Below are 21,373 nucleotides of genomic sequence, written 5' to 3'. Positions count from 1 at the left end.
ATCAGTTAAAACTATCGGAATCGCCAAATTTAATGAAAATAATATAATACCATGAAATCTAATATCAATAGAACAATTAAGAGTTTATAAATTAATAGCAATGGAATAATAAGCTGTATAAAATTTAAATCATATAATACCCTTCTTCAGTTTTTTCCACTTAGCAACAGTATTTCTGCTGAGTACAAAATGGTCAGCTAACTGACTGTTACTTAAATTGTTGTTTTTTTGATAATCAAGAATCTGTCGTATGGTTTCCTTATCATATGAACGATGCCTTTGATTGAAGGAAATATTTTCCGTAATATTTCCGAAAATAATAACATTAATTTTAATAATGTCAATACTGGATAACTGTTCTTTAGATAATATTGCTTTACATTTTTCCCTCTTTTCAGGGTGCTTTAATTCTATAATATCTGAGTATATTCGCTTATAATCCGGTTCTATTCTTTCCCGTGCTTTTTTATCCATTTATATAATGTTGTTTTAGGAATTCTGTACTCATTTACTATTTGAGATTTACTTTTTTTCCCGGTTGTAATGAGTTCCAGAATGAAGTCAATAATTTCTTTAGTGTAAATGTTTTTCTGAAATCTGGGCAGTTCTGAATTCTCTTTACTGGGATTATCACTATATTTCATTGTTGAGGACTGCGGAGAGTATAAAATTAAATGATGGGAGTAGATTCTAAAGAAATCATATTCTAATAATTTGCACCATTTTAAAAGCAGACCTGTTGAAAGGTTATCCTGTACTAACATTTCTTCTATATCAGCTTCAGTACATTTAAAAAAATTACAGATACGAGACATTTCTATCTTACATTCTTTTATACGCTGATTGATGAGCGTTCCTATATGTATTTCCTTGAAATTCATTGCTTCTTTTTAATGCCACAATAGACTTGACTATTGCAGCATTGTATTTATAATTTGTGTTATTTAATTCTGATTTGTCTTACGTGATCCTGAACTGCATCTTGCCTTTTTATAAAACCGTTATAACGTTTTCTGGTATGGCGAGGCAATACCGGGATATACGCTCCGCTTAAAGAATAGACTAAAAGAAAAGTCTGCTTATCGATTATTCGAAATGATAAATGGAAAGTCTACAGGCTGTTTGTGATTGATTTTAACATCTGTTTAAGGTAAGAGTGATATGACTAGGATAATTAAACCCGTAATCAGCCCATGCCTTGTCGCCTTGATTTAAAAAAGCCGATGCAATCCCTACCTTACCTTGAAAAAAGAAGACAGGGTATTACTAATTGTTTTTTCATCATTTGGGTTTTTAAAATTGTTATAATATTTAAGCAGCAAAGGTATTTTTTATCTTTCACAAAATATGACAAAGGAGCAGTGATTTCACGTATAGTATTGATAATCAGAAATTAATAAGATGATTAAATTCCGAATTTTGATAGTTTATCTGAAACTATGATAATGAATTTAAGACTCTATTGTGAGAAAATCAGAAAATTCATTTGATATTTCATAGGCTCAGTCCTGATAAACTTAATAATTGTATTTTTACCAATCTATTATCCAAAGAAATATGACGACACTTTTTATAAAAAATATGGTTTGCAACCGCTGCATTATGATGGTTCAGAATGAATTGGATAAGCTTGATCTGTCTACAATAAGTATAAAACTTGGTGAAATAGTTTTTGAAAAAGAACCAATTACCGGGGAAAAGAATAAATTAGAGGAAGCTTTATCAGCATTGGGATTTCAAGTAATAGATGATAAGAAAAGCAGGATTATCGAAAAGATAAAAAACACCATTATTGAGTTGGTGCATCATCAGGATAATGAAGCTAAAACCAACCTATCGGATATTTTGAGTACTGCACTTCACAATGATTACAATTATTTATCCAACCTTTTTTCAGAAGTAGAAGGCACAACGATTGAAAAATATTTTATCGCCCAGAAAATTGAGAAAGTAAAGGAGTTATTGGTTTATGATGAATTGTCATTGAGTGAAATTGCTCTTCAGCTCAATTATTCCAGTGTTGCCTACCTCAGCAATCAATTCAAAAAAACGACCGGATTGACACCAAGTCACTTCAAACAAATCAAAGAAGAAAAAAGAAAACCTTTGGATAAGGTTTAGTAAATCTTACAAATCAATTCCATAATTCCACAATAACGATTCTCGATATTGTAGCCAATTTTGTATTGCAAATAAAGCAATCGAAATTATGGCTACAAATAACAATAGAGAAACAGTTTACATTCCCTTAGAAGATGTAGAAAGCGAACATTGTGCGTTAATCGTTGAAAAAGGATTGGCAAAGGTGGATGGTGTTGAATCTCAAAAAGTAGAAATCAACAACCACAGAGCAGCCATTACCGTTAAAGAAACAGAAACAGTTGGCAAAGCCGTTGCGGCTATTAAAGACTTGGGTTACAGTGTTCCAACCGTTAAAAGTTCTTTTCCTGTTTTGGGTATGACTTGTGCATCCTGTGCAGGCAGTGCGGAAAGTACCGTAAAGTACGAGCCCGGTGTAATTGAAGCTTCTGTCAATTATGCAACAGGAAATCTAACCGTTGAGTACCTTCCCAATATGACGGACGCCACCCAACTGCAAAAAGCGGTTCAGGATGTTGGTTATGATTTGCTTATTGTTGAAGAAACAAAGCAACAGGAATCCCTGGAGACCATCCATGCAGAGAAATTCAAAAAGTTAAAAAACAAAACTATTTGGGCGGTTATATTATCATTGCCCGTTGTAACCATCGGTATGTTTTTTATGGATATGCCTTACGGTAACGAAATCATGTGGTTCTTTTCCACTCCTGTGGTACTTTGGCTCGGTAAAGACTTTTTTATCAATGCATGGAAACAGGCCAAACACCGTTCTGCCAATATGGACACCCTGGTTGCACTGAGTACAGGTATTGCATACATATTCAGCGTATTTAATATGCTTTTTATGGATTTCTGGCACCAGAGAGGGCTGCATGCACACGTCTATTTTGAAGCTGCGGCAGTGGTCATCGCATTTATTCTTTTGGGTAAATTATTGGAAGAAAAAGCCAAAGGAAACACCTCTACTGCCATTAAAAAGCTGATGGGACTGCAACCTAAAACTGTTATGGTAATAGCACCGGATGGAACTGAAAAACAAACTGCTATTGAAGAGGTAAATGTTGATGATATAATCCTGGTAAAGCCCGGCGAAAAAATTGCGGTCGACGGAATGGTTACCTCAGGTAATTCCTATGTAGATGAAAGTATGCTGAGTGGCGAACCTGTTCCGGTATTAAAACAAGAAAATGAAAAAGTTTTTGCAGGGACCATTAACCAAAAAGGAAGTTTCCAATTTAAAGCCGTGAAAGTGGGTAAAGAAACCATGCTTGCCCAAATTATTAAAATGGTGCAGGATGCACAAGGCAGTAAAGCTCCCGTTCAAAAATTGGTGGATAAAATTGCAGGTATTTTCGTTCCGGTGGTGATCAGCATTGCTCTCTTCACATTTGTTTTGTGGCTTATTTTGGGTGGTGATAACGGTGTAGTACAGGGATTGTTGGCAGCCGTTACGGTATTGGTTATTGCTTGCCCTTGTGCATTGGGACTGGCTACACCAACTGCCATTATGGTGGGTGTTGGCAAAGGTGCCGAAAATGGTATTTTAATTAAGGATGCCGAAAGCCTTGAATTAGCTAAAAAAGTAAATGCAATTGTATTGGATAAAACCGGAACAATAACACAAGGAAAACCCGAGGTAACAAGTATTCAATGGTTGAACAACAATGATGCAACCAGGGCTATTTTACTGAGCATTGAAAAACAATCAGAGCATCCATTGGCAGAAGCTGTAGTGAAACATTTGGGAGAAGTTGCTGCCATAGCTTTATCCAACTTCGACAGTATTACAGGTAAAGGTGCTAAGGCGGAACACAATAACGAAACCTATTTTGTAGGAAACAAAAAACTCCTGACAGAAAACAACATTGCGATTGCAGAACAGTTACAAAACAAATCCGATGAATGGGGCAAACAGTCCAAAACGGTCATTTGGTTTGCCAACAGCAAAGAGGCACTATCTGTTATCGCTATATCCGATAAAATCAAAGAAACATCGGTTCAGGCAATTAAAGAAATGCAGGAAATGGGTATCGAATTATATATGCTTACAGGCGACAATGAAGCTACAGCTAAAGCGATTGCCGGGCAAACAGGTATCCTGCATTACAAAGCTGAAGTACTGCCACAGCATAAAGCAGATTTTGTAAAAGAACTGCAGCAGCAAGGCAAAGTAGTAGCCATGGTAGGCGACGGCATTAATGACAGTACTGCCCTGGCAACAGCTGATGTAAGTATTGCCATGGGTAAAGGAAGTGATATTGCCATGGATGTAGCCAAAATGACCATTATCTCCTCAGACCTTACCAAGATACCACAGGCAATACGTTTATCTAAACAAACCGTGGCCACCATTAAGCAAAATCTCTTTTGGGCATTTATTTACAATCTGATAGGCATTCCACTAGCTGCCGGAATATTATATCCAATCAACGGTTTCTTGTTAAACCCAATGATAGCCGGAGCGGCAATGGCTTTGAGCAGCGTAAGTGTAGTGACTAATAGTTTAAGATTGAAATGGAAGAAATAACAGTTTAGGGGTTTTGACGTGGCGGAAATAGAAGTATAAATGTTTTTGTTTGTACAAAGGTTCAATCCCGAAGCTTCGGGATTGAACCTTTGCGGTTTCGTCCTGCTTTTGCAAAACATTTTTGTTAGCCGATGTGTTTTTATTCAGGCTTGATTTTCACAATTTTATTGTCACGTAAAACAACCAATTCGCTGTTTTTTGTTTTCTTAAAGTCTAAAAGCTTTTCATATACTTTTTCAAGTCCTTTTAAGATTTTAGCCTTTTCCTCTATTTGGATTTCAATTGTTGTCATAGTAAGTTTTTAAAAGATTATACTTCTCTTGATTTACAATATTAAGTAAACCATCAATATTTCTGTCCGCTAAAAGTTCGTGCTGTCCTTCTGAATTATCAAAAATTAAAGTTCCGTCCACAATTGGAAAATAAATATCAAATAAGTTCTTAATTCCTCTGATGTATCTTCGTTCAATAACTTCCGGTTCAATATTGTGTCCGCCTTCCAAAACTCTTGTTTTCACACGTTCTTTAGCCAATTCAATACTTTGAAGCCAAAAGAATAATAATGTCACTCTATATCCTTTTTCTTTTGCCTCGATGATTTTATTTTTATAACTTTTAGTTGATAATGTGGTTTCAAATGCAAAGTTTTCATTTTCGGAAAGCAGTTCATTTATTCTGTTTAACATTATACGTCCCGCTTCAAACGATACTTTTTCGGGTTGGAAAGGAGATAATCCTTTTGCAATTTCGTCGGCATTCACAAATTCCTTACAATCTAAAATCTCAGGTAAAATCGTGAACGAGGCAGTAGTTTTACCAGCTCCGTTGCACCCTGCGATTATGTAAAGTTTTTTGTCATCCATATTCGCAAATTTACAAATTATTTTCGTTAGTTTTTGGACTCCTATTTTTTTTAAGTCTGTCGTTTTTTGAATATTGGCTAATGTTTAGGTGTTATCCGATAGCGGAACACTAGAAGTACAAATTGTCCAAACAAAAAAACATAAAGATTGATGTAGGTCAAAAAAAGGATGGTATCAAAAAATAAATCACTTCTAAATTCCTGTCCCGCCAAATACCATCACACCAAACAGTAAATATCACAAATCAAACAGGGAATAGCGTAAAAAATAAGCGCAGAACAATACAGAAATTTGTAGTACAAAAATTTATTCAAAATGAAAAATATAGAATTGAGCATACCGGATATGCAAAGTACACATTGCCAGGCAAGAGTAAATGGCGCAATCGCAGCTCTTGAAGGTATAAAAGTCGAAAAGGTAGAAGCTGGAAAATTATCTGTTGCTGTTGAAAGTGACGAACTAAGAAAAGAGCTGGTAGAAACCATTGAAAAAGCCGGTTACAAAGTAGACGGTGATGATAGCGAAAAAGATTCAATGACTACAGGCGGATGCTGCACCAACTAAAAGTTAGTTTGATTTCAGGGATGCCGTATCAGCAATACGCTGCATTCCTGAAGTTTTAAATACAGACTGATATTACTCAAGAATTTAATCTCGAACTTTATAATAAAAGCTGTGATACAATAAAATCAGGAACTGGCTGGTCGGAAATAAAGCGTACAGTAAAAATCTTTTTTAATCTATGAAACTATTAATTAAAGGAATGGTATGCGACAGGTGCATCTATTTTCTGTCTGAAGAATTCCCTAAGCTTGGTTTGGAAATTTCCGACATTCGGTTAGGTGAGGTAATTCTAAAAGAAACGGATGAAATTACCATGGAAGAAGAAGTGATCAGAGCTATGCTTCAAAATAACGGATTTGATCTGTTATACAGTAAAGATCAAAAGATGATCGAGTTGATTAAAACTGCCGTTGAAAATGGCATACAGAAACAACTGGACACCGGTGCTGCTGTTAAATTTTCGGCTTTTATCAGTAACGAATTGCATAAAGAGTATGATTCACTGAGTGCCTTATTTTCGTCTTTGGAAGGGTATACACTCGAAAAATTTATCATTTCAAAGAAGATAGAAAAAGTAAAAGAGCTTTTAGTTTATACAGATCAGTCGCTGTCAGATATTGCTTACGCTTTAGGCTACGGCAGTCCGGCCTACCTGTCCAATCAGTTAAAAAAATACACAGGCTTTACTTCCAGCCATTATAAAAAAATAAGACATGAGAAGATGACCAACATCATTAATCATTCATAATACCTTTATTCATTTGACAAATTTTATAAAGCTATTTAAATAAAATCATCTTGCAAACCCGTTCGCTATACGAGCTGGGTTTTCTGTTTTTAATGACATAATCCAAAACATGATAATTGCCAGGCACAAATGTAGGGTGCTGTTTATCATTCCTGAACCCTAAACCACTTAAAGCGTAAATTTTACAACTCTTACCTGTAATAGTCTGAAAACTGCGGCAGCCACGGCCTGTACCTTTGCTCTTAAATTTTAATTGTTTGTTACATCATTAAAACACAGGACCATGTTATATAAATCTAAAATACAAAAGGCAGGGATTTTAATTCCGTTAATGGGCATCTTATTGATTGCCTGTGAAAACAAGTCAGAAAAGGTTTCGACAGAAAAGGCAACAACTAACGCAGATGCCAGCAAATTGCCGGTAGACATTATCATTGCTCAGGAAAAGTTGCTCAATCATGAAGAAGCTCTGGTAGGTACGATGATGCCTTACAGGGAGGTTTCTATCGTTAGTGAAATTCCCCAAAAAATAACTAAAGTAGCCTTTAAAGACGGTGGTTACGTTACCCAAGGTGCTGTATTGTACACACTGAATGACGCCGATATCAAATCCCGTTTGAAACAGGTCGGTGCTGAACTGGAATTGGCAAAACTCAACAAAGAGCGGATGAGCAATCTCTTGAAAACCGAAACCGTAAGACAGCAGGAATACGATGAAGCATTTACCCGTTTCCGCTCCTTAGCTGCACAACAGGATCTGCTGCGTGTCGAACTCGCCAAAACGGTAATCAGAGCTCCATTTTCAGGGAAAATCGGAATTTCAAAAGTACATCTTGGTGCTTATGTTACTCCGGGTGCTGAGCTGGTGGTGCTGCAAGACCAAAGCAGCATCAAAATCAGTTTCTCTGTTCCGGAAAAATACCTGCCTTTAATACAGATGGGAGATAAAGTCCGGTTTACTGCTGAGTTATCCGGCCAGGAATATGCAGCAACCATTAAAGCTACCGAACCGGGACTTGACGCTCAAGGCAGGAGTTTGCAGGTGCAGGCATTAGCCAATAATACCGGTGGCCAATTTAGAGCAGGACTTTCTGCAAAAGTCTATTTCAGTGCTACCGATAAGGGTGCAAAAGGAATATTGGTACCAACCGAAGCACTGGCTCCAGGCGAAAAAGGTTACACTGTTTTCATCATTAAGAATGGGGTGGCAAAACCTGCCGAAGTAACCATTAGTAAAAGGACAGAAACAGATGCAGTCATTACGTCCGGCATTACAGCCGGTGATAGTATCATTGTTTCAAATATGCTGCGTTTAGGAGATGGAATGCCTGTAAAAGCTGTCGTGTCCAAATAATTCATTTCAAATCTTAGCATTATGAGTATATCATCTTTAAGTATAAAAAAACCGGTTTTAGCCGGAGTATTTTCACTTCTGCTTATTATTTTGGGTATAGTAGGATGGAAACAGCTAGGTGTTCGCGAATTTCCGTTAACAGAACCCCCGGTTATTTCCGTTATTACCTTCTATCCCGGTGCAAGCCCTGATGTGATTGCATCTAAACTTACCCGGCCAATGGAAGAATCTATTGCCGAAGCTAACGGAATACGTACTATTTCTTCTGAATCCAGGGAACAGGTAAGTATCATTTCGGTAGAATTTAACCGTGAAGTGGATCTGGAAGATGCACTGAATGATGTAAGGGACAAAGTGGCCAAATCCCGTAAACAACTCCCTACCGATGTAGATCCGCCTATTGTACAAAAAGCATCTTCTCCAGACAATCTGGTGGCATTCCTCGAGGTGGAAAGTGATACCAAAGACATTAAAGAAGTCAGTCACCTCGCCTCTACCGTTATCAAAGACAAAATGCAGTCTATCCCGGGAATTAGCAATGTCGCGATTGTTGGCGAACACAAATATGCCATGCGCCTTCGCTTTGATCCCGCAAAACTTGCCGCTTATCAATTGACACCTGCAGACATTCGCAAAGCTTTGGCAAGGGAAAATATTGATTTACCTGCGGGCCGGATAGAAGGAAACAACAGCGAGCTGAGTATCCGTACAATGGGCCGCCTTACTTCGGTAAATGATTTTGAAGAAATGCTCATCAAGCAAGTGGGCAGTACGGTAATTCGCCTCAAAGACATTGGCTCCGCCGAATTGGGCGAAGAAAACGAACGCACCGCAATTATTAATGAAACTGGTGGGTTAAACCGTATCGGAATTGGTGTTGCCATTCAAATTCAAAGGGGTGCGAACGCCATTGAAGTGGTAGATGAATTTTATAAACGGTTAGAACAGCTGCGAAAAGAAGTTCCATCTGAATACCGTTTGATTGTTGGTTTCGACTATACCAGCTCTGTACGGGAATCTATCAAAGAGGTAGAAGAAACCCTGTTTATCGCTTTCGGGCTGGTGGTATTGATTATTTTTCTGTTTCTGAGGGATTGGCGATCAACCATCATTCCGGTATTGGCTATTCCGGTATCCATCATTTCCGCATTTTTTATTATGTATGTGGCAGGTTTTTCCATCAATATATTAACCCTTTTGGGATTAGTGCTTGCCATAGGTCTGGTGGTAGATGATGCCATCGTTGTGCTGGAAAATATTTATAAAAAGATAGAAGAAGGCATGACGCCCATACAGGCTGCATTTAAAGGTTCCAAAGAAATTTATTTTGCGGTTATTTCCACTACCATTACGTTAGCAGCTGTTTTTCTTCCCATTGTTTTCATGGGTGGAATTAGCGGACAGCTTTTCAAGGAATTCGCAATCGTAGTATCGGGTTCGGTGCTGGTATCGGCTTTGGTAGCTTTGACATTGACGCCAATGTTGAGTGCTTATTTTTTAAAGAAAAAAGTAAGACCGAGCTGGTTTTACCGTGCTACTGAGCCGTTTTTCGTGCGCTTAAATAATGGATATGCCCGTTTGCTTACCACATTTATGAAAGCCAGATGGCTAGCCTGGGTATTCTTAGTGGGTACTACTGCACTCATTTATTTCGTGGGCAAAGAACTTCCTTCCGAATTGGCACCCATTGAAGACCGTTCAAACATGAACCTCATCGCTGTTGCCCCGGAAGGTGTTTCTTTCGATTATATGAAAAAGCATATGACCGAAGTTGGGAAATACGTCAACGACTCTACCGATGGCTTATATCAAACCTATTCGATGGTCGCTATTTCCTTTATTCCTGCTCCGGCACCCGTGAATGTAGCGGTGCAAAGTATCTATCTCAAAGATCCTAAAGAAAGAAAGCACAGTGTTCAGGACTTGTACAATCAATATGGCGCTGCATCAGGACAGTTCAGAGGATTTCTTCTGTTTCCTTATCTGCCGCCAACTATCGGGAGCCGATATGGTGGAGGTATGCCGATACAGTTTGTATTACAGTCGCAAAACCTTGACAGTCTGACGGCAGCACTTCCAAAATTCCTGGCAGCGGCACGCCAAAGTAAAAAACTGATGTTTATAGATGCCGATTTAAAGATTAATAAACCGGAAGTAAAAATAAATATCGATCGTCAGAAAGCTGCCTTGATGGGGGTGTCTATGGAAGAAGTAGCGCATACTTTGCAGCTCTCCTTTTCCGGGCAGCGTTACGGATATTTCTTAAGAAACGACCGTCAATATGAAGTCATTGGACAACTGGATAAAACGTATAGAAATGACAAAAGTGACCTGAGCGCAATCTACGTCCGTTCAACAACAGGCGAAATGATACCCTTGAGCAATCTGATCACCACAGAAGAAGCTGTAAGTCCTGCCGCTATTTACCGGTACGATCAATATACTTCTGCGACCGTATCGGCAGCAATGGCACCGGGAGTGAGCCTTGCCGAAGGAATACAGGAAATCGAAAAAATAAAGAAAGAAGTTTTGGGTGAAACGTTCAAAGCATCCTTAGCCGGTCAGTCAAGAGATTATACCGAAAGCCAGGGCAATATCACCTTTACGCTTATTCTGGCACTGGTACTTATTTATATGATCTTGGCCGCACAGTTTGGCAACTTACGTGATCCTTTGACCATTATGCTTACCGTACCGATGGCTATAACGGGAGCTATTCTCAGCCTCTCGTGGTTTGGTCAGAGTTTAAATGTGTTCAGTCAAATTGGAATAATTACCCTAATCGGTTTAATTACTAAAAACGGAATTCTTATCGTCGAGTTTGCCAACCACCTTAAAAACACCGGACTTTCAAAACGGGAAGCAGCCATACAGGCAGCCGAGCAACGTTTCCGTCCTATTTTGATGACCTCTTTGGCGATGATATTCGGAGCCTTACCGATTGCATTGACGGTTAACAGCCGTCAGTCGTTAGGGATTGTGATTGTAGGCGGATTAGCCTTCTCCGGAATATTAACCTTGTTCATCATCCCGGCAGTTTATTCCTATTTATCAAGCAAGAAAGCGGAGAAAATAATTGTAGAAGAAGATACAGAGGAAGAAAACAGACCGGCCGAAGTAGTATGATTTTAAATCTCAAAAAAGAAAAAATGAAAAAGAATATCTCATATATAGTTACGATGCTGCTCTTGATAAGTAGCGTAAATATAGTGTACGCACAGAAAAAAACGCTGTCTCTTACCGATGCTTTGGAAATGGCGAAACAGGGAAACAAGGCTTTGCAGGTACAGGTTTTGGAAGAAATTAACGCCAAAGAAAAAACCCGTGAAACCAAAGCTGCCTTACTGCCTACTATTTCAGCAAACCTTGGCTATTCCTATTATTTCGACAGGCAGGTTATATTCATGCCCGGTTCGTTTGCAGGCACCAATAAGCCGGTGCAGGACATCGCCGTTGGAGGAAAAAATATCTATAACGGGTTTGTATCGCTCCATCAACCTATTTTTTCACCGGCCGCAAGTCAGCTAACAAAGGCTTCAAAGATCAATGAAAAAATAGAGTATGAAAAGACCGCCGACCTGAAAAGTCAGGTTGCCCTTCAGGTTTCAACCCGCTATCTGGATATATTGATGAGGAACAGCCAGTTGGGTTTACTTGACCAAAGCCTGCAACGCAATATCAAGGCACTGCAGGATTCTCGGGCATTATTAGCGCAGGGAAAAGGCTTAAAAGCTGATACGTTAAGGAGTTTTATCGCAGTAGAAAATTTAAAATCTTCTATTTCATATTTAAAAAATAATGTTGAGGTTTCGGGTATTGAATTAAAAAGATTGATCGGACTGGATGATGGATTTGAATTACAACTGACCGATGACCTTGAGCTGGGTCTTGAAGCCAACAAAAACGAATTTCACCAAGTTGATGAGGCATTCAAAATTGCAGAAGCCAACCGAAAAGACCTGAATATTCAAAAATTATCCATTGACCTTCAGCAAAAAAAATTAAAAGCTACGCAAGCCTTATTGTTGCCGCAGCTTTCTCTGATTGGGCAATATCAGATACAGGCACAGGCAGATGATATGAAGTTTGGGGAATATTCTTTACCAAGAACTTCTTTTCTGGGCTTACAATTGACTGTACCTATTTTTAACGGCTACCGTACCCAATCTCAAATCAGCCAGGCAAAAATTAAAGCAGCGCAAGAAGATATACGGTTAAACGATTTAAAAGATAAGGTTAAAACAGAACTGGCCACCATTATAAGCAAATGGAAAGAAGCCAATACCCAAATGGACATTCAGGAAACCACCGTGCAATCGGCAGAACTGAACCATCATATGATGGAAGACCGTTTCAAAAACGGCTTAGGTTCAAGGCTTGAATTGACGGATGCCGAATTGGCATTAACCCAAGCCAAGATCAACTATCTGAATGCTGTATATAACCTGCGAATGCTCCACGTAGAGCTGCAAAATGCGCTTGGGCTGCTAAGCCTGTAATTACTCATCAATACTTAAAAAAAATAAAAAACATGAAACAACCAATAGACCAACCTGTCGCATACAGCAAACGCTGGTCAGCACTTTTCTTACTTTGTACTGCGCAGTTTATAGTAATTATGGACACTTCTATTATCGGGGTAGCTTTGCCGGCAATAAAAGCAGATCTCGGGTATTCACAAAGCGGCTTACAATGGATTTTTAATGCCTATGTTATCGCATTTGGCGGCTTTTTACTGCTCGGTGGCCGCCTGTCGGACTTGTTTGGTGCCCGTAAGGTTTTTATGTGGGGTTTTGTCATCCTTTCTGCTGCATCACTTCTGGCAGGTGTCGCTTGGTCAGAAGCAGCACTTAATGCCGGAAGGGCTTTGCAGGGCTTGGGTTCTGCGTTGATTGCCCCGGCAGCGCTTACCTTAGTGCTGTCCAAATTTACCGACCCGAAAGAACTCAATAAAGCATTAGGTTTTTGGGGCGCTTCTGCAGCGGCAGGTGGTTCTGCAGGAGTTTTCCTTGGCGGCGCTATTACCGAATGGCTTTCCTGGCATTGGGTATTCCTCATTAATATTCCCATAGGACTTGCTGTGCTGTTTTATAGCCGAAGACTGTTGTTTAAAGGCAGTACTCAAAAAGGAAAAGTGGATGCAGCAGGCGCAATTCTGGCAACAGCCGCATTGGTGTTAGCCGTATATGGTATTGTATCAGCTGAAGGTGCAGGATGGAAATCGCTTCAGACCATTGGATTGTTAGCCTTGTCTTTAGTATTGTTCATTATATTCTTTGTTATCCAAAAGCAGAAAAAGGAGCCCTTGGTTCCGCTAAGTATTTTCAAAGTGCCCAATCTTTCATCAGGTAATCTGGTCATGGCTTTGTTGGCCGCAGCCTGGATACCTTTATGGTTTTTCCTCAACCTGTACCTGCAGCAAACGCTGAACTATTCTGCTTTCAATAGTGGACTGGCATTGCTGCCTATGACGATTGCTATCATGTTTCTGATGGTAGGGGTTACGGGTAAACTGGTAGCCAAATTTGGTTTCAAAACAAATCTTATAGCCGGGCTAATTGCACTTGCCATTTCACTTTTCCTGTTTAGTACCATTCCGGCTGATGGAACGTTCCTGGTCAATGTATTGCCTGCATCTTTGTTGGGAGCGCTGGGTATGTCGTTGGCTTATATTCCGGGTACGATTGCTTCGATGTCGGGTGCTAAACCCGAGGAAACAGGGCTGGCTTCAGGATTGGTCAATACGAGTTATCAGGTAGGTTCGGCTTTGGGTCTGGCGATTATTGTTGCTATTTCTGCTGCAAAAACCAATGCTGTTAAAACAGCAGGAGCTACTGATATGGCAGCACTGAATGCCGGTTTTCAAACCGCATTTTTCTCGGCTGCTGTTATATGTGTAATTGCTGCAATTATTGCTTTCTTTTCTGTAAAAACACTTAAAAATTAACCAGCTGCATTGAACGGTTTAGATATGGAAGAACTTATTTCCCCAAATGAAACAGGAATAATAATGATTCCGGATATATCCGGTTTTACAGATTTTGTTATAAATACCAATATGTTTACAGGAAAATATATAACTGAAAATCTTCTGAAATCAATAATTGACAGTAATAATCTTTCATTTAAAGTTTCTGAGATCGAGGGAGATGCGGTATTGTTTTATAAATACCGCAAAATACCCTCGTTTGACGATACGTTAGCTCAGATTGTGGTAATGTACAAGAATTTCAAAAAAGAGCTAGGCAGGTTATCATTGGAGCTTACTATGGAAATTTCTTTATCATTGAAAATTATTGTGCACTATGGCTCTTTTACCCAATATACAATTGGCAAGTTTAAAAAACTTTACGGAGCTACCGTTGTAGAAGCTCATCAAATGCTCAAAAACCACATGGCAAAGTTTCCACCGTATGCTTTGTTCTCCGAAGCCTTTTTAAAAGCTAATTTCGAACAGCCTGCTCAGTCTATTATTGAATATGATAACTGCGACAACTGTATTTACCTGGCTAAAATTGGGTACATCCATTACCTGTAATCTGAAACCAGACCTTCAATATCGTTAGCAGTACAAAATCTGCAATCAGTAAATCTTACAAATCAAAACCCAAAAACCGCAATAGAAATCGTGTTATTTGGCTCAACTTTGTATCAATAAATAATTTAAAATAAATTAAAAATGGAAAATACGAATTTTCAGTTCAAGACAAATATCAATTGCAGCAGCTGCGTAGCAAAAGTAACCCCTTTTCTAAATGATGCCGAAGGTATCGGGCAATGGGAAGTGGACACTGCCAACAGAGAGAAGATCCTAACCCTAAAATCTGAAGGAATTACTGAGCAAAAAGTGATAGAAGCAGTTCAAAAGGCAGGTTTCAAAATTGAAACTATAAAATAATTAAGATGAAAAAGGTCATCAATACATTGTTGGGCGTAACGGTTTGCTTAGTCACTTTATCGGCCTGTAACAATGTAGAAAATAAAAAAAATAAAGATATGGCAACTCACGAGCACACAGACAAAGAAAGCGTTTACGCTTGCCCTATGCACCCGGAAGTAACCGGAAAACACGGGGATAAATGCCCTAAATGTGGCATGGATTTGAAAGCAGTTAATCCTGAAAATGCAGTTGCGTATGAGGTGCAATTAACTACTTCGCCAACAAATGTGGAAGCAGGAAAACCAACTCAATTGACACTTGCTGTAAAGCAAAACGAAAAAAATGTAGCCTTGGATATTTCACACGAGATGAAATTACATTTAATGGTAGTTAGTGAAGATTTAAGCTGGTTCCGCCACATCCATCCGGAAGAGCAGACTGACGGTGCGTATGCGATTACGGAAACATTCCCAACTGGTGGAAAGTATCTTCTGTTTTCTGATTTTAAACCAAGCGGTGGCGAACAGACCTTGAACAAACAGGAAATTGAAGTGCAGGGAAAAAGCAGTCCGGTTAATAATGATATTTCAACCAAGTATATCTCAAAAGTTGATGGATATACAGTCACGCTTATCAATGGAAGTGATTTTAAAACCAACAAAACACAACACCTGGAAATCTCCATCGAAAAAGATGGAAAGAAGTTAACCGAAAAGGATTTGCAACAATATTTAGGCGCATCTGCCCATATCGTAATGATTGGAAAGGTAAACAAAGAATTTCTGCATATTCATCCGGTATCAGACAGCCGTTTCCCAATTTTTGCGCAGACACATATCGAAAATGCGGGAGTTTACAGAATGTGGGCACAGTTTAAAATAGATGGAAAGGTGCATACAGCAGATTTTACCGTTGATGTATCCGAAGGAAAAAAAGGCGAAAACGAAGAAAAGTCGCACACTCATCAACACTAGGTCTCCTCAAAGTAAAGGATAAAAACCATTACTAAAATCCGGATAAACATATATCGGCAAGGTTATCCTTGGGAATAAGAATCACGAATTATTAAATAGTAAGCACAAGGTCATCATCTGAATTTAATCAATACTAATCGTCTTTAAAGTTATTCAAATTTGTTTGTAACGGTCAGATTAGTATTGACTAATTCAGTTAATATAGCTTATTTTCTAGGCTTATACTTTTTCAATGTATCGTCAATGTAATATGCTGTTTCGTTTTCCCCTTCGCGAACCAAGAAATAAAATTTCAGATTTTTTCTATCTTCTAAATTATATCCTGCGACTAAATTCTTATCCGTACTGTAGTTAATTTCCTCAATTTTAAAGATTTTTTGTGGTCTGATTAACCAAGTCATTGTTAAAAAATCGAACACACCATACAATTCTTTATTTGATTCGATGGAATAACCATAATATTTCCTTTTTATAGAATGCTCAGAATCAATAAAAGAGAAATAGCCCTCTGTCTGACTTCTACTATTGCTGATTATATCATTTATGAGTTTTTTTTCACCATCCATATTTATGAAACCCTGCTCTCCTTCTATCGTTTTGTACTTGAACCAAATGTTATCATTTTCTTTATAGACTAAGTCTAAATGTGAATAATCAAAATCCAGGTTTTTTAAAGTTTCACCGCTTGGTTTTATAACGGCATATCTGTTTTCTTTAACAGCAACAGCAAAATCCTCATTCTTATATTTGAATAATTGCGGACAGTAAGTATAATTGTCTGAATAAGAAAAAATTGAATTATTAACAACATAAAATCCTTTTGAATATCCTTTTTTTATAGGACCTTCCTGAGGTGAAACATCAAAAATCTGCCAGTTTTGCAAAGACACTTCTATTTCTTTCGTGCTATTGTTTATTTCAAAATAAGCAGTATTATTATAATTCCCTCTTAAGTTTGGTTTGGCAAAATCTAATTGGTAATAGTTAGGTAAAACAACTGTTTTATTGTTTTTTGCGTTTAAATACCCCATTCCTTTTTCAGTTTCATAAGGAACTAAATTTTTAAAGTCTGCTGCCTTAATGTTTACAAAGTCCTTTTTAATAATGTTTTTAATACTGTCCTCATATTTTTCCTGTGAAAAAGTAGAGCTACAAATAAAAATAAAAAATGGTAATAAGGATAGTTTTCTGGTCATAATTTTTGATTGATTAAAAATAGATTAAGTTCTCTTGCTTATAGACGTTTGCAAATAATGAAAACGAGTATTTTCGGCGAACAAAAATACGATTAAATATCAAAAATTATGTTTTATTGTTTTTAGATGTAATAATTCCTAAGGCTGCGAAATTGATCTTAAAATGAATACAAAATACACATAAACGTTGTTCATCATTCGAGTAATTTCTCTGACTAATTAATGATTAAACAACTCGGCAACGACTTCCTCCAATTTTTTCTGTAACTGACCTGTTTCAGCTGTTGTTACTTTTCGGTTGATTCTTATATCATTTCTAAGTTTCAGATAATAATCCAATTCGTTTTTTGTCGTTTCAGGCTTGATCTGATGAAAATTTGAGCTGATCCGATAATCACCCTTGCATCGATCATTATATAATTCTAAAAATATAAAATCGTCCTTTTTATCTCCATCAATGTCCTTAATAACGAACGCAGGAATAGTCAGATCACAGCCTTTGACCGTCAAAACAGACTTAAACTTTGAAATTATCTGGTTGGTTTTCGGATTGATAAAAAAGTAGGTTAATGAGGAGGTCTCTTTATGACCATTCTCTACTGTGCAGATTGCCAATACAACCGGATCATTGTCTGCCTTTGTGATGTAATCTTTTTTAAGTGTGACAGGAATCAGCTCTCCGGTATTATCATTTTTTATTTTTGAAGGCACAATCTGCTTTGCATAATTAAAAGTATCCTTTCTCCAATCAGGCAATATATTCTGGGTACTCGTTTTACTTTTCTGTGCAGTAACACCAGTAAATACCAACAGAGATATGAAGAATAATAGTTTGTTGCTTTTTGTCATTTGTTACATATTTAGGATCTATGACAGATCATACGGTTACCGGATTTTTTCAAAGCTTTTATTTAAGCAGAAAAGAAAACACAGCACAATTCAAGACATTATTATCAGGTCAAAATACGAAAAATATGACTCAAAAAGTGAAATAGAAATTTTATTATGGTTACTGCTGAATATCTTATGTGCGTCGGATGAATGGGTTTGCATCACAGAGATTTTTTCCAGAATCTATATCCTGCCGAATAGATCTCAAGCTCTTCCATTTTTTTAATGTAAGATTTTTCAAACATTGACAATTTAATTTCTGTTACCTCTACCGATCCGGATGTCTTATTTCCCTGTGAATCGAAAGAGATCTCCTCTTCTTTATGATCATCTTTAACAAGATAATAGTAGAAATCTTCACCTTCCCAATAAGACGCATTGGGGTCGTTGTCATCAACAGCAAGTTCCTTGCAGTTTTTACTGATGTAGTCTTTGATCTTATTAAAATCAGCGTTACTTTTTGACGTCTTTCCCACTTCAAGATACACTAAGTTGCCTTTACGGTCCACCACCATATCCATTTTTGGGAATGCTACTGTGTTTAAAATAGCGATCTTGTCTTTTTCAGGATCATAGGCGACCGTTTTGTAGCCATAGCCAAATATTTCGGTTGGTTTTTTATTTCTTACCATCCAGTCATTGGTTGGCTCCAAAGACAGATCCGTCGGGAATCTCCCATCCGTTTTATAGTATCCTAAAGTATCTTTGACAAAAAATGCATCATCTAAAAGATGTAAAGCTTCTTTCTTGTCCATAGTCTTAGGATCTTTCGAAATGATTTCATTGGTTTTTTTAATCCTGTTCAGATAAAATTCTGAGGCATCAAAATCATTCGATATTTTTGCCAGATCAACAATTTTATTGTCCTGAGAATGGCAGGATATAAGAAGGAATAATGCGAAGATCAGATAAATTTTATTTTTCATTAGTTATTCGATTTACAGGATATAAATTTATGATATTATTGATGATAATGATGATACTTGAATTTAGCGGTTTCTTTACTATCATTTTTATAAAATTTCTATCATCAGCAGCTTAGAACGGTTCAAGGTTTGATTGATTCTTAAGTTAAAATTATAGAATGGAAAAAAGGCCACATTTCAAAGCTACACTGACCTATCTTGCCACAAAAGATGGCGGTATTGTAACGCCTGTTTCTTCAGGTTTCAGAACCATCATCAAATTTCCCTATGATGAAAAAGAATTTATTGCCCGCCAAACATTTTTAGAGACAGAACTGGTATTTCCCGGAGATACGGTGATTGCCGATGTCATTTTATTGGAAGCTCAAGAAATGCTGGATAAAATATATAAAGGAATGGACTTCGAGCTTATTATCAATTCAGGTACAATCGGAAGTGGTGTGGTCACTGATATTTATCCTTTAGAATATAAAAACTGATAAGGCTTAAAAAGAATATAAATTTTATCCCCTCTCCTATTTTGGACTTTTTTAAACAATCTTACGGATTTAGAATTTTTGATGATGGTAAGAAAATTCCTGTAGCAGCCTTCAGCTATTGAATATATCCTTAATAAGATTTTAAACAGTAAACGATTAAATAATTGTTTAATTGTATCTCTCAAAAAAGATTTCTTTGAAGAAATTTTGTTAGTTTAGTTCGTTAGAATATTTTACAATAATTATTTTTAATTACAATGAAATACATTATCATACTTTCGTTTCTGCTATTCTCCAGCAATGCTTTTTCACAGGAAAACCATATCAAAAAAGAAAAGTGGCATTGGAACAACAGTAAAGCCAAACAAGATACAGTTGCCGGTTATTGTCAGGTTTTAAAAGTTGACAATGTTCTTTATATTTCAGGTGCTGTAACAACTGATATTACTCCCGAAGGAATCAAATCCGTTTATGATGACTTAAATGCTTCTTTAGCCAGTTTTGGAGCAACATTTGAAAATGTAGTAAAAGAAAATCTGTATACAACGGATATTGAAGCAATGAAAAAGCTCAATTATGTCAGAAAAAAATATTACAATAATGATTTTCCTGCTGCTACCTGGATTCAGATACAAAGACTGTATATGCCTAAAGCAAAATTAGAAATTGAATTAATTGCCCATCTTCCAAAATAAATATTAACCTGTACCGCTGGTCAAAAACTCGCCTTTTTCGTTCACTACCTGATTGCCCCACTCGGTAATAGCTTCCAAAACGGGAACAAAGCTCTTTCCAAAATCGGTTAAGCTGTACACTACTTTTACAGGCGGCTTTTTACCGTAAACTTTTCTTGAAATCAGCCCGTCCTTCTCTAATTGTTTTAACTGCAGGCTTAATGTCATTTCCGTGACGGAAGGAATTTCCTTGCGCAGTTCACTAAATCTTTTCGCTTCATCTTTTAAGTGGTAAAGAATAACGGCTTTCCATTTTCCACCCACTAAATCCATTGTAAGGCTTACCGTGCAGGGATAAGCTTTGCCTTTCAGTTTCACGTAATCGCCGATACATTCTGTTTTCATTCCTCTGCTGTTTAGACCTATCCGTTTGGATAGTTATTGCAAATATAAATTACTAAAATTAGTTTTGCAACTATAATTATGATAGTTCATATTAAACCTATTCAAAACAAATAAAGACAATGAAAGTTTTAATTGTAATCGCACATCCGGAACCGAAAAGCTTTAATGCTGCCATGTATCAGGAAGCCATAAAAACACTGGAAGAAGAAGGTCACGAAGTAAAAACATCGGACCTATACCGGATGAATTTCAATCCTGTTTCTGACAGGAATAATTTCACAACTGTAAAAAATACAGCCTATTTCAGTCAGCAAAACGAAGAACATTTCGCTTACGAAAACAATGGTTTTGCAAGTGATGTACTTGCAGAGCAGGATAAAGTACTTTGGTGCGATCTGATGATCTGGCAATTTCCGCTTTGGTGGTTTTCTGTTCCTGCCATATTGAAAGGTTGGGTCGATAGGGTTTTTGCAATGGGAAAATTTTATGATAACGGCAGGATGTATGATACCGGTCTGCTCAAAGGAAAGAAAGCCCTGTTATCAATAACAACAGGTGGTCCGGAAAAGAATTACACAACTGCAAAATATGGAAGCACCGATCAGGTTCTGCATCCAATTCAGACAGGCATTCTTGAATTTGTCGGTTTTTCTGTACTGCCTTTGGAAATACATTGTTCCATTGAGCGCATTGAAGATGAAAAACGGAAAGAAATCTTAGAAAAATGGAGTAATCGCCTGAAAGATATTTTTACAGAACCTGTGGTCACAGCCGATAAATAATACCTTAATT

General features: G+C 37.4%; 22 protein-coding genes. 14 read left to right on the top strand and 8 right to left on the bottom strand.

The genetic code is table 11. The features are described 5' to 3' along the window. Window positions 1-129: 129 nt before the first annotated feature. Window positions 130-474, bottom strand: a complete 345-nt coding sequence (locus J4Q03_RS17780) for a helix-turn-helix domain-containing protein (protein WP_426049464.1) — start codon at window positions 472-474, stop codon at window positions 130-132. After that, entirely contained in the window at window positions 447-881 is a 435-nt protein-coding gene (locus J4Q03_RS17775; protein WP_426049463.1) for a transposase, read from the bottom strand. Before J4Q03_RS17775 ends, J4Q03_RS17780 begins: the two co-directional genes overlap by 28 nt. 676 nt (window positions 882-1,557) lie before the next feature. On the opposite strand from J4Q03_RS17775, the gene J4Q03_RS17770 reads away from it, so the two are divergent. Together J4Q03_RS17770 and J4Q03_RS17765 are read left to right on the top strand one after the other, a co-directional pair. Then, on the top strand, window positions 1,558-2,121 hold the full coding sequence (locus tag J4Q03_RS17770; protein ID WP_426049462.1) for a helix-turn-helix domain-containing protein: 564 nt from the start codon (window positions 1,558-1,560) through the stop codon (window positions 2,119-2,121). Window positions 2,122-2,209: 88 nt separating this feature from the next. Then, on the top strand, window positions 2,210-4,627 hold the full coding sequence (locus J4Q03_RS17765) for a heavy metal translocating P-type ATPase (RefSeq protein ID WP_426049461.1): 2,418 nt from the start codon (window positions 2,210-2,212) through the stop codon (window positions 4,625-4,627). 139 nt (window positions 4,628-4,766) lie between these two features. On the opposite strand, the gene J4Q03_RS17760 is transcribed toward J4Q03_RS17765, so the two are convergent. Together J4Q03_RS17760 and J4Q03_RS17755 are read right to left on the bottom strand one after the other, a co-directional pair. Further along, the gene (locus J4Q03_RS17760) at window positions 4,767-4,919 is read right to left on the bottom strand and encodes a hypothetical protein (RefSeq protein ID WP_426049460.1); all 153 of its coding nucleotides are present in this window, start codon (window positions 4,917-4,919) and stop codon (window positions 4,767-4,769) included. After that, window positions 4,906-5,490: a zeta toxin family protein gene (locus tag J4Q03_RS17755; protein ID WP_426049459.1), complete on the bottom strand. Its 585-nt coding sequence runs from the start codon at window positions 5,488-5,490 to the stop codon at window positions 4,906-4,908. Before J4Q03_RS17755 ends, J4Q03_RS17760 begins: the two co-directional genes overlap by 14 nt. Window positions 5,491-5,805: 315 nt before the next feature. Here J4Q03_RS17755 and J4Q03_RS17750 point away from each other — a divergent pair, with 315 nt between their 5' ends. From J4Q03_RS17750 to J4Q03_RS17710, 9 genes are all read left to right on the top strand, one after another. Continuing rightward, entirely contained in the window at window positions 5,806-6,054 is a 249-nt protein-coding gene (locus J4Q03_RS17750) for a heavy-metal-associated domain-containing protein (RefSeq protein WP_426049458.1), read from the top strand. Between the two features lie 178 nt (window positions 6,055-6,232). Then, entirely contained in the window at window positions 6,233-6,802 is a 570-nt protein-coding gene (locus tag J4Q03_RS17745; protein ID WP_426049457.1) for a helix-turn-helix domain-containing protein, read from the top strand. A 283-nt stretch (window positions 6,803-7,085) separates the two neighbouring features. After that, a complete protein-coding gene (locus J4Q03_RS17740; RefSeq protein WP_426049456.1) occupies window positions 7,086-8,156 on the top strand; it encodes an efflux RND transporter periplasmic adaptor subunit in 1,071 nt (356 codons plus the stop codon). A gap of 21 nt (window positions 8,157-8,177) precedes the next feature. Beyond that, window positions 8,178-11,282, top strand: coding sequence for an efflux RND transporter permease subunit (locus J4Q03_RS17735; RefSeq protein WP_426049455.1), 3,105 nt, complete (start codon window positions 8,178-8,180; stop codon window positions 11,280-11,282). A gap of 23 nt (window positions 11,283-11,305) precedes the next feature. Beyond that, the gene (locus tag J4Q03_RS17730; RefSeq protein ID WP_426049454.1) at window positions 11,306-12,655 is read left to right on the top strand and encodes a TolC family protein; all 1,350 of its coding nucleotides are present in this window, start codon (window positions 11,306-11,308) and stop codon (window positions 12,653-12,655) included. Between the two features lie 32 nt (window positions 12,656-12,687). Then, complete coding sequence (locus J4Q03_RS17725; protein WP_426049453.1) at window positions 12,688-14,103, top strand: MFS transporter; 1,416 nt, start codon at window positions 12,688-12,690, stop codon at window positions 14,101-14,103. Between the two features lie 24 nt (window positions 14,104-14,127). Continuing rightward, entirely contained in the window at window positions 14,128-14,694 is a 567-nt protein-coding gene (locus J4Q03_RS17720) for a DUF2652 domain-containing protein (protein WP_426049452.1), read from the top strand. 141 nt (window positions 14,695-14,835) lie between these two features. Then, complete coding sequence (locus tag J4Q03_RS17715; RefSeq protein WP_230036613.1) at window positions 14,836-15,054, top strand: heavy-metal-associated domain-containing protein; 219 nt, start codon at window positions 14,836-14,838, stop codon at window positions 15,052-15,054. Window positions 15,055-15,059: 5 nt separating this feature from the next. Then, a complete protein-coding gene (locus tag J4Q03_RS17710) occupies window positions 15,060-16,010 on the top strand; it encodes a heavy metal-binding domain-containing protein (RefSeq protein WP_426049451.1) in 951 nt (316 codons plus the stop codon). Between the two features lie 206 nt (window positions 16,011-16,216). Here the strand turns inward: J4Q03_RS17710 and J4Q03_RS17705 are convergent, their stop codons facing one another. The 3 genes from J4Q03_RS17705 to J4Q03_RS17695 form a co-directional block, all read right to left on the bottom strand. Continuing rightward, a complete protein-coding gene (locus J4Q03_RS17705) occupies window positions 16,217-17,206 on the bottom strand; it encodes a hypothetical protein (RefSeq protein WP_426049450.1) in 990 nt (329 codons plus the stop codon). 219 nt (window positions 17,207-17,425) lie between these two features. Continuing rightward, on the bottom strand, window positions 17,426-18,055 hold the full coding sequence (locus tag J4Q03_RS17700) for a hypothetical protein (RefSeq protein ID WP_426049449.1): 630 nt from the start codon (window positions 18,053-18,055) through the stop codon (window positions 17,426-17,428). A 203-nt stretch (window positions 18,056-18,258) separates the two neighbouring features. After that, the gene (locus tag J4Q03_RS17695; RefSeq protein WP_426049448.1) at window positions 18,259-19,023 is read right to left on the bottom strand and encodes a hypothetical protein; all 765 of its coding nucleotides are present in this window, start codon (window positions 19,021-19,023) and stop codon (window positions 18,259-18,261) included. A 158-nt stretch (window positions 19,024-19,181) separates the two neighbouring features. On the opposite strand from J4Q03_RS17695, the gene J4Q03_RS17690 reads away from it, so the two are divergent. Both J4Q03_RS17690 and J4Q03_RS17685 read left to right on the top strand, forming a co-directional pair. Beyond that, the gene (locus J4Q03_RS17690) at window positions 19,182-19,502 is read left to right on the top strand and encodes a hypothetical protein (RefSeq protein WP_426049447.1); all 321 of its coding nucleotides are present in this window, start codon (window positions 19,182-19,184) and stop codon (window positions 19,500-19,502) included. A 257-nt stretch (window positions 19,503-19,759) separates the two neighbouring features. Next, a complete protein-coding gene (locus J4Q03_RS17685; protein ID WP_426049446.1) occupies window positions 19,760-20,197 on the top strand; it encodes a RidA family protein in 438 nt (145 codons plus the stop codon). A gap of 3 nt (window positions 20,198-20,200) precedes the next feature. On the opposite strand, the gene J4Q03_RS17680 is transcribed toward J4Q03_RS17685, so the two are convergent. Continuing rightward, on the bottom strand, window positions 20,201-20,581 hold the full coding sequence (locus tag J4Q03_RS17680) for a winged helix-turn-helix transcriptional regulator (RefSeq protein ID WP_426049445.1): 381 nt from the start codon (window positions 20,579-20,581) through the stop codon (window positions 20,201-20,203). A gap of 119 nt (window positions 20,582-20,700) precedes the next feature. On the opposite strand from J4Q03_RS17680, the gene J4Q03_RS17675 reads away from it, so the two are divergent. Continuing rightward, complete coding sequence (locus tag J4Q03_RS17675) at window positions 20,701-21,363, top strand: NAD(P)H-dependent oxidoreductase (protein ID WP_426049444.1); 663 nt, start codon at window positions 20,701-20,703, stop codon at window positions 21,361-21,363. Window positions 21,364-21,373 lie beyond the last annotated feature (10 nt).

Source organism: Chryseobacterium sp. NFX27, assembly GCF_049887855.1.
Classification (GTDB): Bacteria; Bacteroidota; Bacteroidia; order Flavobacteriales; family Weeksellaceae; genus Chryseobacterium.
Note: the sequence above shows the minus strand (reverse complement) of the source record. Positions and strands in the feature narration are given on the sequence as shown.

What these genes read in the sequence shown, in the direction of transcription:
- J4Q03_RS17675 (WP_426049444.1), top strand. Translation starts at nt 20,701, where the DNA reads ATGAAAGTTTTAATTGTAATCGCACATCCGGAACCGAAAAGCTTTAAT.
- J4Q03_RS17730 (WP_426049454.1), top strand. Translation starts at nt 11,306, where the DNA reads ATGAAAAAGAATATCTCATATATAGTTACGATGCTGCTCTTGATAAGT.
- J4Q03_RS17775 (WP_426049463.1), bottom strand. Translation starts at nt 881, where the DNA reads ATGAATTTCAAGGAAATACATATAGGAACGCTCATCAATCAGCGTATA.
- J4Q03_RS17705 (WP_426049450.1), bottom strand. Translation starts at nt 17,206, where the DNA reads ATGACCAGAAAACTATCCTTATTACCATTTTTTATTTTTATTTGTAGC.
- J4Q03_RS17680 (WP_426049445.1), bottom strand. Translation starts at nt 20,581, where the DNA reads ATGAAAACAGAATGTATCGGCGATTACGTGAAACTGAAAGGCAAAGCT.
- J4Q03_RS17740 (WP_426049456.1), top strand. Translation starts at nt 7,086, where the DNA reads ATGTTATATAAATCTAAAATACAAAAGGCAGGGATTTTAATTCCGTTA.
- J4Q03_RS17770 (WP_426049462.1), top strand. Translation starts at nt 1,558, where the DNA reads ATGACGACACTTTTTATAAAAAATATGGTTTGCAACCGCTGCATTATG.
- J4Q03_RS17735 (WP_426049455.1), top strand. Translation starts at nt 8,178, where the DNA reads ATGAGTATATCATCTTTAAGTATAAAAAAACCGGTTTTAGCCGGAGTA.
- J4Q03_RS17685 (WP_426049446.1), top strand. Translation starts at nt 19,760, where the DNA reads ATGAAATACATTATCATACTTTCGTTTCTGCTATTCTCCAGCAATGCT.
- J4Q03_RS17710 (WP_426049451.1), top strand. Translation starts at nt 15,060, where the DNA reads ATGAAAAAGGTCATCAATACATTGTTGGGCGTAACGGTTTGCTTAGTC.
- J4Q03_RS17725 (WP_426049453.1), top strand. Translation starts at nt 12,688, where the DNA reads ATGAAACAACCAATAGACCAACCTGTCGCATACAGCAAACGCTGGTCA.
- J4Q03_RS17720 (WP_426049452.1), top strand. Translation starts at nt 14,128, where the DNA reads ATGGAAGAACTTATTTCCCCAAATGAAACAGGAATAATAATGATTCCG.
- J4Q03_RS17695 (WP_426049448.1), bottom strand. Translation starts at nt 19,023, where the DNA reads ATGAAAAATAAAATTTATCTGATCTTCGCATTATTCCTTCTTATATCC.
- J4Q03_RS17750 (WP_426049458.1), top strand. Translation starts at nt 5,806, where the DNA reads ATGAAAAATATAGAATTGAGCATACCGGATATGCAAAGTACACATTGC.
- J4Q03_RS17690 (WP_426049447.1), top strand. Translation starts at nt 19,182, where the DNA reads ATGGAAAAAAGGCCACATTTCAAAGCTACACTGACCTATCTTGCCACA.
- J4Q03_RS17765 (WP_426049461.1), top strand. Translation starts at nt 2,210, where the DNA reads ATGGCTACAAATAACAATAGAGAAACAGTTTACATTCCCTTAGAAGAT.
- J4Q03_RS17700 (WP_426049449.1), bottom strand. Translation starts at nt 18,055, where the DNA reads ATGACAAAAAGCAACAAACTATTATTCTTCATATCTCTGTTGGTATTT.
- J4Q03_RS17715 (WP_230036613.1), top strand. Translation starts at nt 14,836, where the DNA reads ATGGAAAATACGAATTTTCAGTTCAAGACAAATATCAATTGCAGCAGC.
- J4Q03_RS17760 (WP_426049460.1), bottom strand. Translation starts at nt 4,919, where the DNA reads ATGACAACAATTGAAATCCAAATAGAGGAAAAGGCTAAAATCTTAAAA.
- J4Q03_RS17755 (WP_426049459.1), bottom strand. Translation starts at nt 5,490, where the DNA reads ATGGATGACAAAAAACTTTACATAATCGCAGGGTGCAACGGAGCTGGT.
- J4Q03_RS17780 (WP_426049464.1), bottom strand. Translation starts at nt 474, where the DNA reads ATGGATAAAAAAGCACGGGAAAGAATAGAACCGGATTATAAGCGAATA.
- J4Q03_RS17745 (WP_426049457.1), top strand. Translation starts at nt 6,233, where the DNA reads ATGAAACTATTAATTAAAGGAATGGTATGCGACAGGTGCATCTATTTT.